This window comes from Ensifer sp. ENS03 (assembly GCF_014852035.1).
GTDB lineage: Bacteria > Pseudomonadota > Alphaproteobacteria > Rhizobiales > Rhizobiaceae > Ensifer > Ensifer adhaerens.
Map to the genome: position 1 here is coordinate 33,778 of NZ_JACVAV010000017.1, position 13,925 is coordinate 47,702.

Consider the following 13,925-nt stretch of genomic DNA (forward strand, 5'->3'; position numbering starts at 1 on the left):
GTGCCATGTCCGCCGATCGAGTTTCCTGCCGCAGCCAGAATGCACTGCTCGCACCGACTTCAAGATCCTCTGCACTTTCTTCGATAGGCCATCCAGCGCGGCATGCGGTTAGTCTGTGACGGGGAAGCCAGCCAAGGTATCGCACACCCAGCAAATGTTGCAGTTTCGTAATCCGCGTTATGTCATTAACAGGTTGTTTGCTAATGCGTTTTTATGGTTTGAGAATACGCGAATTATTTCAGTTCCCTACGGATCCCGCGATCGGTGAGGCCTTCGCGATAGCCGATTAATTGTGTCATCCCCTGACGGAGCGGGGTACTGCTACCGGAACGGTTGGTCCCTGTCGGCCGAGACTTTGGATAAAAAGGGCACATAGGCTTCTCGAAATTCCAATTTCCCGAAGGACGTTCCCTATTGCTGTGTTGCGCCCAACCCCGCGAACGGTGTTTCGCGCGTCGCACACTGTCGGTTCCTACAATTCGAGCTGCGATATTCTGCCGTTAGGATCTAACCCCGGTGCCAAGGCGGGGGACGTCATGTCCGAATTTCGAAGCGCTCGTCTGAGGGTCGGCCATCGCATACTGTCCCTGTCGTTGAGGACGCTACGGGCTGCGAAGTATCAGGACACCTCTCGCCCGCTTTGAGTAAGCTTTGCGGGCGATACGGCGTGTCTCACATGACGTTTCTTGTCTGGGCCGGAGGAGCTTCTCATTCGTACCCGTATTATTGCACCACCTATCCAGAGGCCTGGGTTACGACCTATCTCGAACCGGGCTACTTTGACGTAGATCCGGTCCTCGACATTATCCGGTGGGGGTTCCTGCCCGTGGACTGGTCTTTTTCGAGCTCCGGTCAGATCCGTCCGCACCCATGGCATAGGTTCTTATGGTTTGACCATTCCCATCCGTGGGCCAAATGGCGAACGCAGCCTTTTTCCGTGACTTTGGCGCCTTCCCAGACAGCAATGGACACATTGCGAACTTCTTTCATTCACGAAATGTAGGTCCTTGCAAGCCATCTCCATGAAACTGTGTTTGAGGCGGTCGGTTTTCGAAGGCTCAGCCGTATTCGCAAACTCTCGCGACGAGAGACACAGTGCCTGCAATTGCTCGCAATGGGCCGGATCGCTTCGGGGAGGGGCATGCCGGGGCGGGCAGCCTCAGTAATATACCCGATCTCAATCCGTGAGCCGAGAACCACGTTGGGTCGGGGGCAGGCCTGCTTGCACCGGCATTTCAGGATTAGATGGACCGACTGGGGCGTGAGCGCCCGTCGGTCGATGCTACGGAACCCCGGTCCTTCACCGGTGCAGGCCTTAGCAAGCGCCGCAGTACCTTGAGTTTTTTTGCCGTATCAGTGTGTTGATATTTGCCTGTCCGGCCGCTTAAATCTTCAAAGTCGCTGAAGCCATTTCGACCTTCCGGACATCGGAGCAACATTTATGACCCGCCAACTTTCTCTCCCACGCGAGCGAATTTCCGTGCTTCTCCTAGAAGGTATTAGCCAGACCGCTGTGGACTACTTTTCTTCGTCCGGCTACACCAACCTCGTTCATTTACCGAAGGCGCTCGACGACCAGGATCTTAAGCGCCACATCGCCGACGCTCATATCATCGGCATTCGTTCCCGCACGCAGTTGACGGACGAGATTTTCGAATCCGCCAAGAAATTGATCGCCGTCGGCTGTTTTTCCGTCGGTACGAACCAAGTCGATCTGGATGCTGCGCGGCGGCGCGGCATTCCGGTGTTCAATGCACCTTATTCAAACACGCGATCGGTGGCCGAGCTTGTGATCGGCGAAATTATTATGCTGACACGGCAGATCTTTCCGCGCTCGGCTTCGGCGCATCAAGGTGGGTGGGAGAAGTCCGCTGTCGGCAGCCGGGAGGTCCGCGGCAAAACGCTTGGAATTGTCGGCTACGGCAATATCGGATCGCAACTCAGCGCGCTTGCCGAAAGCATGGGCATGGTCGTGCGCTACTTCGATCTTTCAGATCGGCTGCGCCGGGGCAATTCGGAGTCGATGGCCTCGCTCGGCGACCTTCTCGAGATCTCTGATTATGTGACAATGCACGTTCCCGAAACACCCTCGACGCATAACATGATCACTGAAACCGAATTGCGCCGCATGAAGAAGGGCGCCATCTTCATTAACAATTCTCGCGGGACGGTGGTCGATCTCGATGCGCTTGCGAAAGTCCTTAACGACGGGCATCTGGCGGGTGCCGCGGTGGACGTGTTCCCTAAGGAGCCGGCATCGAACAAGGAGCGTTTTGAGACGCCGTTGCAAGGTTTGAGCAACGTCATTCTGACGCCGCATATCGGCGGCTCCACTGAGGAAGCCCAAGAACGCATCGGCGGAGAAGTTTCAAGGAAGCTGGTCGAGTATTCCGACATCGGCTCAACAATGGGCGCCGTCAACTTTCCGCAAGTGCAACTGCCCGAGCGCCCGAACGGCACGCGTTTCATTCACGTGCATGAAAATCGCCCCGGCATGCTCATCCAACTCAACGAGATCTTCTCGTCGCGCGGGCTGAACATCGTCGCTGAGTTTCTTCAGACGCTTGGCGACACGGGCTATGTGGTGGTCGAGGCCGATGGCATTTCCGAAAATGCCGACGAAATTCTTCAGGCTCTACGCGAAATTCCTGGAACGATACGAACGCGATTAGTCTACTGACAGCTGTTAGGGCCGATCTGTTGCGGGGCAATAAGGGTGTTTTCGCGGGACAAGTGAAGACGTCCAATGCTTAGAATGCTCGATTCCAAGGGCTCGAGCGTTTCTGCCTGGGCAGACTACCGAATGCGACAAAGGAGGGTCGAGCTAACGCGGGACATGGCCAACGTATGCTGGCCGGGCTCGCGAGCATTCGCCCAAAAATACGCACCCATTGATGGTTTGACGGAAGAGTGGATTGGCAGAGCATGAGGCACGTCAGGCCGCTGCGTTTGAGCAGATGGCAGCGGAAGACACCGACCCGCAGGAAGTCTGGAGGACGCGCCGATGACCGACTCCCCCGAAATGATCGTGTTGTTCAACAACAGCCACTTTCGCCTCACGAGCTGCGGCAAGGAGAGCCAGTCTAGCCCGCGTTGGAGAGCATTTTCCTTCGGTTGCGCGAGCGCAGAAGGCGAGGGCGCGCTGAAAGGCCGGGCCGTAGGTCACCGGCCATCTCTCGGCCAGGACGAACATGGCGTTTCGAGCGTCTTTGATCTCTATCGCACGGGACATTCCCGGAAGCAAACTTATAAGGGTGCTATCCCAGGTCGCAGCAAGCATTTCGAATTTCCCTGTCTCACCGGGGCTATGAATGCAAATCGTGCGCAGGTGGTTCCGTGTTTTTCGTGAAATTTTTAAGAGGCGGACGGCGTGAACGAGATCACACTCCTCACGGACGAACTCGCCGAGCTCGAAGCTCAGATCTTCGGCATCGGGATCAGGATGCACTGGGTCGATGGCGTGAAACTGCAGAAGCTGGCGGTGATCCATTGCCTGTGACCGGAGCAATCGGTCTCTGGACTCCCTCGAAAAGCGGGTGGGCAGCATGACGAGAGTCAATTCAGCGCAATCTTGTAACCTTGGCCTCGGCGATCGCCGCGACGAACGCTACTCGGGCTTGTTCCCATGGGTAGGTACCAACCATTGCGTCCCTGCATTTATTAACGGCGTCGAAGTAAGCGACGCCCGAGGCGGCAGGCCAGTTTTCACCAAGCAGGACCGTGGCCTTGTTCGGTGTCCAGACTATCTGCGCCCCGTCGAGCTCGGGAAGTTCGATGATCACGCACTTGTTCCAGCTCTCAACCACGGCTGTTCCTTTTCTTTATGCTTGCTCCCCCGCCGTCAGACGTTGAGCTTCGGTGGCGTGTCGTTCTCATCCGGGTTCGGGTTGGGAACTTCGTCAGGAAGGATGTCGGGCTCCGGTTCCTCGATCGGTGGCTGTGGCACGTCCGGGGGCATGTCCGGCGGGAAATCAGGTTGGGGCGGCCTCGGGATCGGTTCGGTAGGCATCATGATGGACTCCTGTTTAGGAGGGCAACTGATCTCGCGTTGGGATTGTTCCGATCTTTCGGTCAAGGTGCCAGCATGATCAAGCTTCACCTCCCATACCCGTCGGTCTGGGGCATACGACGGCTGGGGCGCGAAGCGCCGGCTGTCGCCGACCTACACGAAATGGCGCACTGACGCTAGTTTCTTCATCAAAGTCGAGGCTGACACTCGGCAGGAACTTCTTCCGTTAGCGATCCGCCGAGCGCATCATGCAGCAAATGCCAGACCGCGGCGTCCGATGGGAGGTGGTTCGTGCGCCGCTCGAATAAGTGACTGCCTGTGCGCGATGCGAAGATAAAGTCCCCATTGACTTGCTAGCGACACATTCGGTCTATAAATACACAGGCATCGATATTTGCTTGTTGAGCTTTGTTTTCTCGCCTTTCGCGTTCAAGCCGACCTTCCCTCTCAAAGTCGATCTATCTGCCTTGGCTGTCACAATGTCGGTCGGGGAATCATGATTTTGAAAGGAATTGTCATGAACACTGGAACCGTAAAGTTTTTCAATAGCGCTAAGGGCTTCGGCTTTATCGAACTCGAGAACGGCGGGACGGACGTATTCGTTCACGCATCTGCTGTCGAACGAGCCGGTCTGCGTTCGCTTGTCGAGGGCCAAAAGGTCACCTTTGACATCGTTCGGGACGCACGCTCTGGCAAGAACGCAGCTGACAACCTCGCAGCTGCCTAAAAAATTCGCTTCTGGCCACTGACCACGGATGTACTGGCAGTGCCGCTGAGGCGTGTGTAGAAGGTCGGGTTTTGCCCGGCCTTTTTTATTGGCAACGTGGTCTGTTTGCCCGCCCGCTCCGCGTTTTCGGCCGGGGAAAAATGGGGCTCGTCTATAAGAGCGACGTTCTCGAACTGTTCTGCGCGTAAGAAGCGCTGGATGCTTGGCTCTCAACCGCTGCGAGATTGCAACGGAAAAGAGGGTCGAATGTTCATTAACCCGTAGGGATTAGAAATCCACTTTTGTACACGCCCCGTTCTCACGCCGTTCGGCGCCTATTAGCGATCAAACTTTCAGTAGAAATTCAGGGTTTTTCTCGGAAGAGAGAAGCGGGTAGCTCGCTAGCTTCGGGGACGCGCATCATTACGTGAGGCGTGCGTTTCACCCATAAATCAGCAAGGCCCCGCCGGAAAAGAGGATCGCGCACCAAGCCATAGAGGGTGCATTGGCGCTCAGAGGGAACCGTTGCCCTCTTAGACAGTTGAACCCTATTAGGCCGCAATTCCTGCTGAGATCTGCCCATGAACCAGTCCTCGAATGGACGAATCTATGACTGCATCGTCGTTGGCGGTGGGCCAGCGGGCCTTACCGCTGCTATATATTTGGCACGCTACCACCTCTCCGTTTTGGTGTTCGACGATCAAGCAAGCCGCGCCGCCAGTATTCCCGTGTCCCACAATCATGCGGGCTTCCCAAACGGTGTGAGTGGCGAAGAGTTGTTGGCTCGTATGCGAACGCAAGCGGAGCGATACGGGGCCTATGTGAGGTATTGTCAGATTACGGAGCTGCGCAAGAGAGGTTCGCTGATCGAGGCGATGTCCCCGATTGGTCATTGGAGGGCGAAAACGGTGCTTCTGGCGACCGGGGTCATCAATCGGCGACCGCAGATGCCGGCGGCCGTTCATGATGACGCGCTAGCCCGGGGGCTTCTGCGGTACTGTCCGGTTTGCGATGGGTTCGAGGTTACGGATAAAACCGTAGGCGTTATAGGGGTTGGGACGAGAGCGTTCCAAGAGGCGATTTTCTTGAGAAGCTATACGCGCCACCTCACCATTATCTCGTGCGAGGATAGGCCTCATTTGAATGAGACGCAGATTTCTGAACTTCAGGAGATCGGCGTCAAGCTGGAGCGCGGTCCCGTGAGTTCCATCGAAATCGCGGGCGATCTTCTCGTCATAAACACACCAGACCATCGTCTCTTCTTTGCTTCGGTCTATCCAGCGTTGGGCTCGGACGTGCGGTCGGATTTAGCATCGCGACTGGGCGCTCGGTTATCACGTGAAGGATGCGTGTCCGTCGATGCCCATCAAAGGACGACCGTGAGCGGCTTGTACGCGGCGGGGGACGTTGTACAGGGGTTGGACCAAATCAGTCGCGCAATGGGGCAGGCGGGCGTTGCCGCCACTGCCATCCGAAACGATCTGTGCGAGCAAGTGTTGCGGGTGCGGTAAAAGAGGCCGGACGGTCTCAGATGCAGTTGGGCCGCCCGGCCTATCATTTGTTGCTCCGATAGTTCCACTGCATAATCTTGAGGCGATCTATCGATCGGCAGCAGTCACCTTAGTTGTGTTCGGAATGACTTCGAGAACCAATCTCAGCTCCACCAGCAGGGCATGATGCTGATCGAGAACTTGGATGCTGATCATAGAAATTGGGTCCTGCGGAAGGCCGTCAGCCGCCATCTCCGCCAGGGTGACCTTTGCCTCTTTGATCGCCGCCTGTTCATCTGCGAATTCGAACGCCCGATCTTCGGCGCTGAACCCTTCCTGATCAGTTGTCCTGAAGTAGAAATTTGGCATGTGATGTTCTCCTACTGTCATATCGATACACGGTCTGCCGCGCAGTCGCTTCAACCTCAGAACCGGAGGGATGGCGCCTAGCGTGTCGTGACCACGTTCTTAAGCAATCGGGTGACATCGACCTCGATCCGCGCGCAATCGGAGTCGAGTTCGGCCACATGACTGGAATTCCGGCCTTCAACTGCCCGCACCTGGTCGCGCTGATGAGCCGCAAATCCGTACGCGCGCAGGAGATCTTTCAGCTCGGGAACGCGCAAAAGCTCGATCTGGGGACGATATGTGGGCAATTGTATCAGTAAGCGCGAGCGCCCTATTGCTTCGAAATCCAACGACGTGCCTCCTAAGTTATGTTTTGGGCATCCAGTCGCGAACGGCGAGAAAAGTTCCTCATGCCACGTGCGGACGGGGGTGTTGAGGCCCCGAAGGGCGACGTTGCCGCGCTTGTAGGGCTAGGCGCTTGCTGTCTTCTCTGTCGACGCTCTCTAGAAAATAACATTGTGTTTGAGGAACCGATTGGAGGTGCCCCGGTTTGGAAGGCCACAGCTACAACGGAGTATCCAATGGCAGGATCAACGGAACCACCCTGCTCCGCAGGGCGGCGGCCAGCAGAGTCGCCAGGAGTGACCAAGGCAACGACCAGGGTGGCCAGCAAGGGGGCCGCAGCGAGATCGAGGTGGCACGGGTACTCCTCTTCCAAGAGTTTCCAACCTGAGGCATGGCCGATGACCGACCATCAGGTTAAGCAATGATCGCCAACATTTGTCTTAACTGTAGTTGCGGGACCTTCGCCATTTGCTCCGCGTTATACACACCGCAACGCGGCGCACGTCCAGCCATGTCTGAGCGGCCTTCGTTAATGGCACGAAAGGAGAAACCCACCGGCAGGCGTGACTGCGGGCATGGTCTGATCCCTAGCTAATTGTGGAGATCTGAATGAAAATACTGCGCGACAACGGCCTGACGATCGTATTGCTGCTGGCCTCGTTGGGCACGGTGGTGGGCATGCTCTTTACCGGACTCCACGTCTATAACGACGAATTGGCCGAACACGGAGGGCAAATGGTAACGCTGCCAGCTTACCTTATAAGCGGTCATTTCCTCTCCGCCTTGTTCGAGAATTGGGAGTCGGAGTTTTTGCAGATGAGTGCCTATGTGGTGCTTACGGCGTTCCTGTTCCAGCGCGGCTCAGCAGAGTCAAAAGATCCCGACGAGCCGTCATCCCAGAATAGCAACCCTGCGGACGACCAAGACAACGCCGAAGCACCGCTGCCCGTAAGAATGGGCGGCATGGCAAGCTCTCTCTACTCCTATTCGCTCGGTTGGACATTGTTTCTCCTCTTCGTACTCAGCTTTCTAATGCACGTGAGGGAGAGCGCGTCTGCGCAGGCGGTTGAGGCCATGCTGCATGGGCAGCAAGCACCTTCGATTGGCGAACAATTCTTCAGTGCGAGGTTGTGGTTTGAGTCTTTCCAAAATTGGCAATCGGAATTCTTATCGACTGCAGTTCTCGTCGTCCTATCGATTTTTCTGCGGTTTCGTGGGTCCCCTGAGTCGAAGACGGTCTCCGACCCTCATTCCAAGACAGGAGCATAGACAGGTAAAAGGGCCGGCGGATATTTACTTTTGGATGTCCTAGCGCTGACAATCCGTTCACGACAGCGCTCGAGAAAAACCAGGTTCCGCTGCTGCGCCGACCATCGCGATGGCAGCTACTCTGGCTGTTTCCATGGTAGAATGTTTCCGCGTCGTTCATCGACAGGTGGAGTGGCAGCGCTACGCTCACTCGCCGCCGCGCTCGCGGCTTGCCGAACCATGCGGCGCACCCGCCTTGGTAGCCCTGATAACGGTGTTCCGATTCCCTGCGCGGGCTCGCAATTCCGCGGTAGCCCAGCCCGCGCAGAATTTCTGACCGATTTCGCGGGGAGAAGGACCTTGGTCGTGGAAGACGTCCGCCCCAGCTCCTGGGCTCGGCGAAAGATTCATCTGTTGCACCAAGCCGGGCGTTAAGGAGGCGGTGCTGTGAACACGAAGCTGCATACTGACGGATCATTTCAAGCCGTGCGTCAGGCGATCGACGATGCGGGCCAGGCGTTCGCGGGCGGAGGCGCCGATCATCATCGCGACGCCCTGCAACACCTTGGTCGCGTTGTAATGAACTCACTGGCTGAGATCATTGAAACTGACGGCGGCACAGATGGTCCGACGGCATCGCCCAGGATATCGAGGATTGTTATCAAAGGGTCATCGATGAAGAAGAAGCCGCGGAACCGGACAACGCAGCGCGGCAATCTACTCAGGGAACGATGAACCCTCGACAGCAGGGAGGGGGGGCGATGAGCACTGGCCCGGACCTGCTGCAGATTTCCCTTGCACGCATAAACATGGAGCGCTCCGAACTCGAAGAGGCCGGCGTGATCGATAAGGGTATCGACGGCGACAAAGCATAGTCGAACTTCGGACGCGACATTGATACTTTCATTGTCAAGCTGCCGCAAAGTCGACTCGCTGCGTTAGCCGCGATGATCCAGAGACGAGCAAATCGTCAACGTTGACGGCATCTGGGGGGAATGCGGGATGGCTCGTTGAGCGACGGCTAGGAGCGGACCGTGGCGCGCGCTAGCGGCAACAGAGGTGCCGTTGCCGGCAGTGTCAACAGCCCGTGATTATTTCCTGACCCACGGAACGTGCTTCCTGCTCGATGGTTGGGTAGGTCTCTCTCAATAAAATGATCGGACCCTAAAATTCCTGAGAAGACATTGAACGACCTCTTCCTTGACACGCTGAAAGATATCTACTTTGCCGAAAAGCAAATCGTGAAGGCCCTTCCTAAAATGGCCCGCGCCGCCCAGTCGGAAGAGGGCAAAGCTGGTTTCCTGCAGCATCGTGATGAGACTGAAGGACAGATCGAGCGTCTCGAGCAGGTGTTCGAACTGATTGGCAAATCTGCCCGCGGCAAGACCTGCGAAGCCATCCAAGGGCTCATCGCCGAAGGCGAAGAAATCATGGAAGAATACAAGGGCACGGCCGCACTGGATGCCGGCCTCATTTCGTCGGCCCAAGCCGTCGAACACTATGAAATTGCCCGCTATGGGACGCTCAAATCGTGGGCCGCTCAGCTTGGCCTCGATGCGGCCGTCCCGCTCCTCGACGCTAATCTCCAGGAGGAGATCGCCACCGATCAGAAGTTGACGGCACTTGGTGAGGTTGCGGCAAACCCGAAGGCGTCCAAGCGGGCGGCCGAGTAGACCACCTCAACGAAAAGCCGCGCACATAGTTGGTTTTTCATTTCGCATCGGCGTTGGACGGTCGGTGGCGCATTGCGACGGCACACGCCGGACGACACAACGCCCCTACCGTTGCAGACTGCACGCAGCCGAGGCATCTCATCACCCTTTTTGCCGACGGGCATGGAACCTTTTCATGCGGCAATGTTTGGGTGAAGGCGCTCTCAACCGTAACCGCTCCAGAACAATCACGATCTGGGTTCATGGTTAGCAGCGGTTGGGCCGCGTTTAGCTTAAGGAGGTACGTCGATGGGTCGCGGTATTCTACTCTGGCTACTTGGTGTCCCGATACCGATCATTATTCTGTTGATGCTTTTCATGCGATAGGAGGCTGCCATGGCACCGTCAGTGCTTGCCGATGTTTCAACACCGGCCGAATCATCCGTTCCAGCCGTCAGCTGGGCGCCGATCATTGCAGGTGCCTTCGCGGCCTCTACATTGACGCTCATTCTCATGCTCGTTGGCTCAGGCCTTGGCCTTACATTGATATCACCGTGGTCTGGGGAATCCGCCAGCGCCACCACTTTCGCGGTCTCAAGCGCCATCTGGCTGGTGATCGTCCAATGGCTCTCGTCGGGCCTGGGCGGCTATCTGACCGGGCGCTTGCGCACCAAATGGGTCGGGCTTCATACCGACGAGACCTTTTTCCGTGATACAGCGCATGGTTTTCTGGCCTGGGCGCTAGCAACGATGCTTGTCGTGTTCGTCCTCGGCTCCGCCACCTCCGCTGCAGTCGGAACGGGGGTGAAGGCAGTTTCCTCAGTCGCGTCAGGCGCGGCCCTTGGGGCGTCAGCGGGCGCAACGAGCGGTCCTGAGGTGGGCGATTCGAACGGGATGCCGTCTTATTTTGTCGACTCCCTTTTCCGTCCAACCGATCCCGCTCGCCTGACGGCGCCGGGCGCCGAGGGCGATGGAGCCGCAGCAGCGCAAGCTTCCCGAATTCTGGTCGCGAGCGCTGCGGCTGGCGAAATGTCGCCGGAGGACAAGACGTATCTGGCCCAGTTGGTCGCGGCACGTACCGGGTTATCGGAGGCCGATGCGACAACCCGGGTCGATACGGTACTTGCGCGGATCGAAGAGGCCAAGGTCGCCGCTCAAAAAGCTGCTGACGCTGCCCGAAAGGCGGCTGCGACATTTGCCCTTGTCGGCGCCTTATCTCTCATCATCGGAGCATTCATAGCGAGTGCCGCAGCCGCCCTTGGTGGACGACAACGGGATGACCTCGAAACGCTTTCCTGAGGGTCCTTTAGCTAAGCTTTGCATTCTACCTCTTCCTCGACGTCCTTTTTGCCGGGGCAATGGTTGCCTCGGCATCGCTGATCGACGTGTAGGCGGCGCCGCGATTTCACTATCGCTCTGCTTGCTCTACTGCTCGTCGTCACGACGAAGACCAAGGTGCTTGGCAGGTCTGACCCAACTGATCCAAAGGAGACCACGATGAAAGCCCTTTGCTGGCATGGTAAGAACGACATCCGGTGTGACAGCGTCCCCGACCCGCAGATCGAGGATAGCCGCGATGCGATCATCAAGATGACGGCCTGCGCAATCTGCGGCTTTGGGTCACGAGTTCATGGGCGAGGTCGTCGAAGTCGGGAGCGACAACAAGAAGCTCAAAGTTGGTGATCGGGTCGTCGTGCCCTTTACGATTTGCTGTGGCGAATGTCCGCAATGTCTCAAAGGCAACTGGTCTCTATGCGAGCGCAGCAATCGTACCCCCGAGAACGCGGCGAAGGCATTCGGCTATCCGACAGCGGGTCTGTTCGGCTATTCTCATCTAACCGGCGCTTACGCCGGCGGTCAGGCCGAGTACGTCCGCGTCCCCTATGCCGATATTTCGCCTATCATCATTCCGGGCGGAATGACCGATGAGCAGGCTCTCTTTCTCGGCGACATCTTTCCAACCGGTTGGATGGCCGCTGCGAATTGCGAGATCGAAGCCAGCGACATTGTCGCGGTGTGGGGATGTGGCCCGGTCGGCCAGTTTTGCATTAAAAGCGCATTCATGCAGGGCGCCGCCCGCGTCATTGCCACTGATAATGTACCGGAGCGGCTCGCTCTGGCGCAGTCGGCTGGCGCCGAAATCATCAATTTCGATGAAATCGACTGCACGATTCCCGATTATATCAAGGAAATGACTGGCGGGCATGGCGCGGAGAAGTGCATCGACGCAGTTGGCGCCGAGTCTCATGCCACCGCCTCGTTTGACGCCATCGTTGACAAAGTTAAAGCAGCGACACTGATGGGAACCGACCGACCCCACGTGCTGCGCGCGGCGATTATGGCGTGTCGGCCGGGCGGAATCGTCTCCGTGCCTGGCGTCTACGGGGGCGTTCTCGACAAAATTCCGTTCGGCGCGGCGATGAACAAGGGGCTGACCATCCGGACGGGGCAGACGCATGTCAATCGCTATTCGCTCGAGCTGCTTCGCCGGATCGAAGAGGGCGAAATCGACCCCGGCTTTATCATCACGCACCGTGCGACGCTTGAGGATGGTCCCGGTCTCTACGAGACCTTCCGTGATAAGAGGGATGGTTGCATCAAGGTAGTGCTGACCGCCTGACGGTTCACGGCGGCCGCGGGGAAAGGACACAGACGACCGTGCCCAGGCAACGAGAACGACCCCGAGCATCAACATTGTCGGCATTTGCGACAAAATGCTCTCGCAAAGCCCTCGTCATTCTTGACGGGTCACGGCGTGCGCTAGGAAACAGGGGGGCGAGCCGTTAACGGGCCGAGGGCGGTCGTCGGCATAACAGCAACGACAAAGATGCCAGAACGGTCGCGCGAGACAAGTAGAAGAGGCCTGAGCTTAGGTCGCTACACCAGTGACAGGGTTCACTTCCGGTTTTTCACTCGTATCCTTGGCGTCAGGAGGTTGAACGGTTGGCGGCGCGATCGATTCCTCGTCGCGGTGCTTTTTGCGATCGGCGGGGTGATGGACGTCTTCCGGCTTCGCCTGCTCAGGCTTTGCATTGGTGACTTTGGTTGCCATAGCGATACTCCTTCCCAGTACAACGGCCCTGGATAGGTGCGGGTTCCGCATACGGAGGGTTTCCATGTCATTTGATCGCGAAAAAGCTGGCCCCGAAAGGCGACTAACGAGCCCACAAGGCTCCGGTGTCAACGAGGGATCAGAAGCAGACCTTGTAACCTCGGCCGACGAAAAAGGTGGCTTCTCACCTTCAATTCTGCCTCGTCAGGTACACGATGGGCGCGAATGCTGACTAGCTCTATAGGCCGATCGGCCACCAACTCCCACCTCAGGTGGCGCGATCTCCGTTTGGTTCAGCAATTCCTGCGTTGAAGAGTGCTCCTGAACTTCGCCAATCACGTAGCTGTCGTGGCCGACAGCAGGGACGTCGCAGGCTGCTTCGATGAGGTCAGAGACGAAGAACGGGATTTCGCTGGCGTCCATCTGACGTCGCCTTCAGTCATGTTTGGCCCTACTCTGAGGGCGGGGAACTGAGCGGCCGCCCGGATCGATAGGAGCGAAGCTCACGCGTAACCCGCTGGACACGATTAATCTGGTCATTCACCTGCGTGACCGGGATCGCCACTACCGTGAGCGGGACCGTCACCAGTGCCGGGGTCGCCGCCACCGCCGTGGCCCGGATCATCCCCCTCCGTGCCGGGGTCGCCGCCACCGCCGTGACCCGGATCACCACCGCCCGTGCCGGGGTCGCCGCCACCGCCGTGGTCCGGATCACCCCCGCCCGTGCCGGGGTCGCCAACATTGCCGTGGCCCAGATCGCCAGCGCCGGGGCCGCCGCCACCGGTAGATGGGGTGCCTGGGTTTCTGCCAGCACCCGTTTTGGTGTCGGTCTTACCCGGATTGCCTTTCGATATTGTCGGGACGATTGCACTTGTCACCGCGGCCGACAGCGGCTCGCATTGTTCTTCTGCAGCCTCGACCATCCGGTTTGCCGGCCCACGGGGACTGCACTGCCCGGGGAAAACGGAGCGCTCAATCATCTGTCCTTGTGCTGGGGTGGCTGTCGATAAAAACCCGGCCGACACCAGGGCCAGACCGGTGCTTATCAGAAGTTCACGTATCGCGTTCATTTTCG

General features: G+C 57.8%; 17 protein-coding genes and 2 pseudogenes. 10 read left to right on the forward strand and 9 right to left on the reverse strand.

Annotation, left to right across the window (positions count from 1 at the left end):
* Positions 1–676: 676 nt before the first annotated feature.
* Entirely contained in the window at positions 677–1,003 is a 327-nt protein-coding gene (locus IB263_RS34895; protein WP_089046307.1) for an autoinducer binding domain-containing protein, read from the forward strand.
* 116 nt (positions 1,004–1,119) lie between these two features.
* Here the strand turns inward: IB263_RS34895 and IB263_RS34900 are convergent.
* Positions 1,120–1,323: pseudogene (locus tag IB263_RS34900) on the reverse strand (integrase); the annotation flags it as partial.
* A gap of 118 nt (positions 1,324–1,441) precedes the next feature.
* Between IB263_RS34900 and serA the strand changes: the two are divergent.
* Positions 1,442–2,680 carry a phosphoglycerate dehydrogenase gene (gene serA, locus IB263_RS32690; protein ID WP_060520969.1) on the forward strand — a complete coding sequence of 413 codons (1,239 nt, stop codon included), beginning with the start codon at positions 1,442–1,444 and terminating at the stop codon, positions 2,678–2,680.
* A gap of 255 nt (positions 2,681–2,935) precedes the next feature.
* Here serA and IB263_RS34905 read toward each other — a convergent pair whose 3' ends face one another.
* Positions 2,936–3,280, reverse strand: coding sequence for a DUF982 domain-containing protein (locus tag IB263_RS34905; RefSeq protein ID WP_181432645.1), 345 nt, complete (start codon positions 3,278–3,280; stop codon positions 2,936–2,938).
* Between the two features lie 90 nt (positions 3,281–3,370).
* Between IB263_RS34905 and IB263_RS34570 the strand changes: the two genes are divergently transcribed.
* Positions 3,371–3,499: a hypothetical protein gene (locus IB263_RS34570; protein ID WP_255381751.1), complete on the forward strand. Its 129-nt coding sequence runs from the start codon at positions 3,371–3,373 to the stop codon at positions 3,497–3,499.
* Between the two features lie 61 nt (positions 3,500–3,560).
* On the opposite strand, the gene IB263_RS32700 is transcribed toward IB263_RS34570, so the two are convergent.
* Both IB263_RS32700 and IB263_RS32705 read right to left on the reverse strand, forming a co-directional pair.
* Positions 3,561–3,782: a DUF982 domain-containing protein gene (locus IB263_RS32700; protein WP_371814292.1), complete on the reverse strand. Its 222-nt coding sequence runs from the start codon at positions 3,780–3,782 to the stop codon at positions 3,561–3,563.
* A gap of 59 nt (positions 3,783–3,841) precedes the next feature.
* A complete protein-coding gene (locus IB263_RS32705) occupies positions 3,842–4,012 on the reverse strand; it encodes a hypothetical protein (RefSeq protein ID WP_089046309.1) in 171 nt (56 codons plus the stop codon).
* A gap of 514 nt (positions 4,013–4,526) precedes the next feature.
* Here IB263_RS32705 and IB263_RS32710 point away from each other — a divergent pair.
* Entirely contained in the window at positions 4,527–4,736 is a 210-nt protein-coding gene (locus tag IB263_RS32710; RefSeq protein ID WP_029742828.1) for a cold-shock protein, read from the forward strand.
* Positions 4,737–5,296: 560 nt separating this feature from the next.
* Positions 5,297–6,226 (forward strand): NAD(P)/FAD-dependent oxidoreductase, encoded by a 930-nt coding sequence (locus tag IB263_RS32715; RefSeq protein WP_029742829.1) that lies wholly within the window; start codon positions 5,297–5,299, stop codon positions 6,224–6,226.
* 87 nt (positions 6,227–6,313) lie between these two features.
* Here the strand turns inward: IB263_RS32715 and IB263_RS32720 are convergent, their stop codons facing one another.
* Positions 6,314–6,574: a hypothetical protein gene (locus tag IB263_RS32720; RefSeq protein ID WP_029742830.1), complete on the reverse strand. Its 261-nt coding sequence runs from the start codon at positions 6,572–6,574 to the stop codon at positions 6,314–6,316.
* A gap of 77 nt (positions 6,575–6,651) precedes the next feature.
* Positions 6,652–6,903 (reverse strand): hypothetical protein, encoded by a 252-nt coding sequence (locus IB263_RS32725; protein ID WP_029742831.1) that lies wholly within the window; start codon positions 6,901–6,903, stop codon positions 6,652–6,654.
* Between the two features lie 604 nt (positions 6,904–7,507).
* Between IB263_RS32725 and IB263_RS32730 the strand changes: the two genes are divergently transcribed.
* From IB263_RS32730 to IB263_RS32750, 5 genes and pseudogenes are all read left to right on the forward strand, one after another.
* The gene (locus IB263_RS32730; protein ID WP_029742833.1) at positions 7,508–8,167 is read left to right on the forward strand and encodes a DUF6766 family protein; all 660 of its coding nucleotides are present in this window, start codon (positions 7,508–7,510) and stop codon (positions 8,165–8,167) included.
* A gap of 426 nt (positions 8,168–8,593) precedes the next feature.
* Positions 8,594–8,881 (forward strand): hypothetical protein, encoded by a 288-nt coding sequence (locus IB263_RS32735; protein WP_143556440.1) that lies wholly within the window; start codon positions 8,594–8,596, stop codon positions 8,879–8,881.
* 434 nt (positions 8,882–9,315) lie between these two features.
* Entirely contained in the window at positions 9,316–9,819 is a 504-nt protein-coding gene (locus IB263_RS32740; protein ID WP_029742835.1) for a ferritin-like domain-containing protein, read from the forward strand.
* A gap of 375 nt (positions 9,820–10,194) precedes the next feature.
* Positions 10,195–11,097 (forward strand): hypothetical protein, encoded by a 903-nt coding sequence (locus tag IB263_RS32745; protein WP_060609069.1) that lies wholly within the window; start codon positions 10,195–10,197, stop codon positions 11,095–11,097.
* 198 nt (positions 11,098–11,295) lie between these two features.
* Positions 11,296–12,418 (forward strand): annotated as a pseudogene (locus tag IB263_RS32750) (zinc-dependent alcohol dehydrogenase).
* A 249-nt stretch (positions 12,419–12,667) separates the two neighbouring features.
* On the opposite strand, the gene IB263_RS32755 reads toward IB263_RS32750, so the two are convergent.
* The 3 genes from IB263_RS32755 to IB263_RS32765 form a co-directional block, all read right to left on the reverse strand.
* Positions 12,668–12,850 carry a hypothetical protein gene (locus IB263_RS32755; RefSeq protein ID WP_060609066.1) on the reverse strand — a complete coding sequence of 61 codons (183 nt, stop codon included), beginning with the start codon at positions 12,848–12,850 and terminating at the stop codon, positions 12,668–12,670.
* 204 nt (positions 12,851–13,054) lie between these two features.
* The gene (locus tag IB263_RS32760) at positions 13,055–13,273 is read right to left on the reverse strand and encodes a hypothetical protein (RefSeq protein ID WP_060609062.1); all 219 of its coding nucleotides are present in this window, start codon (positions 13,271–13,273) and stop codon (positions 13,055–13,057) included.
* 113 nt (positions 13,274–13,386) lie between these two features.
* Positions 13,387–13,728: a hypothetical protein gene (locus tag IB263_RS32765; protein WP_146243048.1), complete on the reverse strand. Its 342-nt coding sequence runs from the start codon at positions 13,726–13,728 to the stop codon at positions 13,387–13,389.
* Positions 13,729–13,925 lie beyond the last annotated feature (197 nt).

What these genes read in the sequence shown, in the direction of transcription:
- IB263_RS34895 (WP_089046307.1), top strand. Translation starts at nt 677, where the DNA reads ATGACGTTTCTTGTCTGGGCCGGAGGAGCTTCTCATTCGTACCCGTAT.
- serA (WP_060520969.1), top strand. Translation starts at nt 1,442, where the DNA reads ATGACCCGCCAACTTTCTCTCCCACGCGAGCGAATTTCCGTGCTTCTC.
- IB263_RS34905 (WP_181432645.1), bottom strand. Translation starts at nt 3,280, where the DNA reads ATGCTTGCTGCGACCTGGGATAGCACCCTTATAAGTTTGCTTCCGGGA.
- IB263_RS32705 (WP_089046309.1), bottom strand. Translation starts at nt 4,012, where the DNA reads ATGATGCCTACCGAACCGATCCCGAGGCCGCCCCAACCTGATTTCCCG.
- IB263_RS32710 (WP_029742828.1), top strand. Translation starts at nt 4,527, where the DNA reads ATGAACACTGGAACCGTAAAGTTTTTCAATAGCGCTAAGGGCTTCGGC.
- IB263_RS32715 (WP_029742829.1), top strand. Translation starts at nt 5,297, where the DNA reads ATGAACCAGTCCTCGAATGGACGAATCTATGACTGCATCGTCGTTGGC.
- IB263_RS32720 (WP_029742830.1), bottom strand. Translation starts at nt 6,574, where the DNA reads ATGCCAAATTTCTACTTCAGGACAACTGATCAGGAAGGGTTCAGCGCC.
- IB263_RS32730 (WP_029742833.1), top strand. Translation starts at nt 7,508, where the DNA reads ATGAAAATACTGCGCGACAACGGCCTGACGATCGTATTGCTGCTGGCC.
- IB263_RS32745 (WP_060609069.1), top strand. Translation starts at nt 10,195, where the DNA reads ATGGCACCGTCAGTGCTTGCCGATGTTTCAACACCGGCCGAATCATCC.
- IB263_RS32755 (WP_060609066.1), bottom strand. Translation starts at nt 12,850, where the DNA reads ATGGCAACCAAAGTCACCAATGCAAAGCCTGAGCAGGCGAAGCCGGAA.
- IB263_RS32760 (WP_060609062.1), bottom strand. Translation starts at nt 13,273, where the DNA reads ATGGACGCCAGCGAAATCCCGTTCTTCGTCTCTGACCTCATCGAAGCA.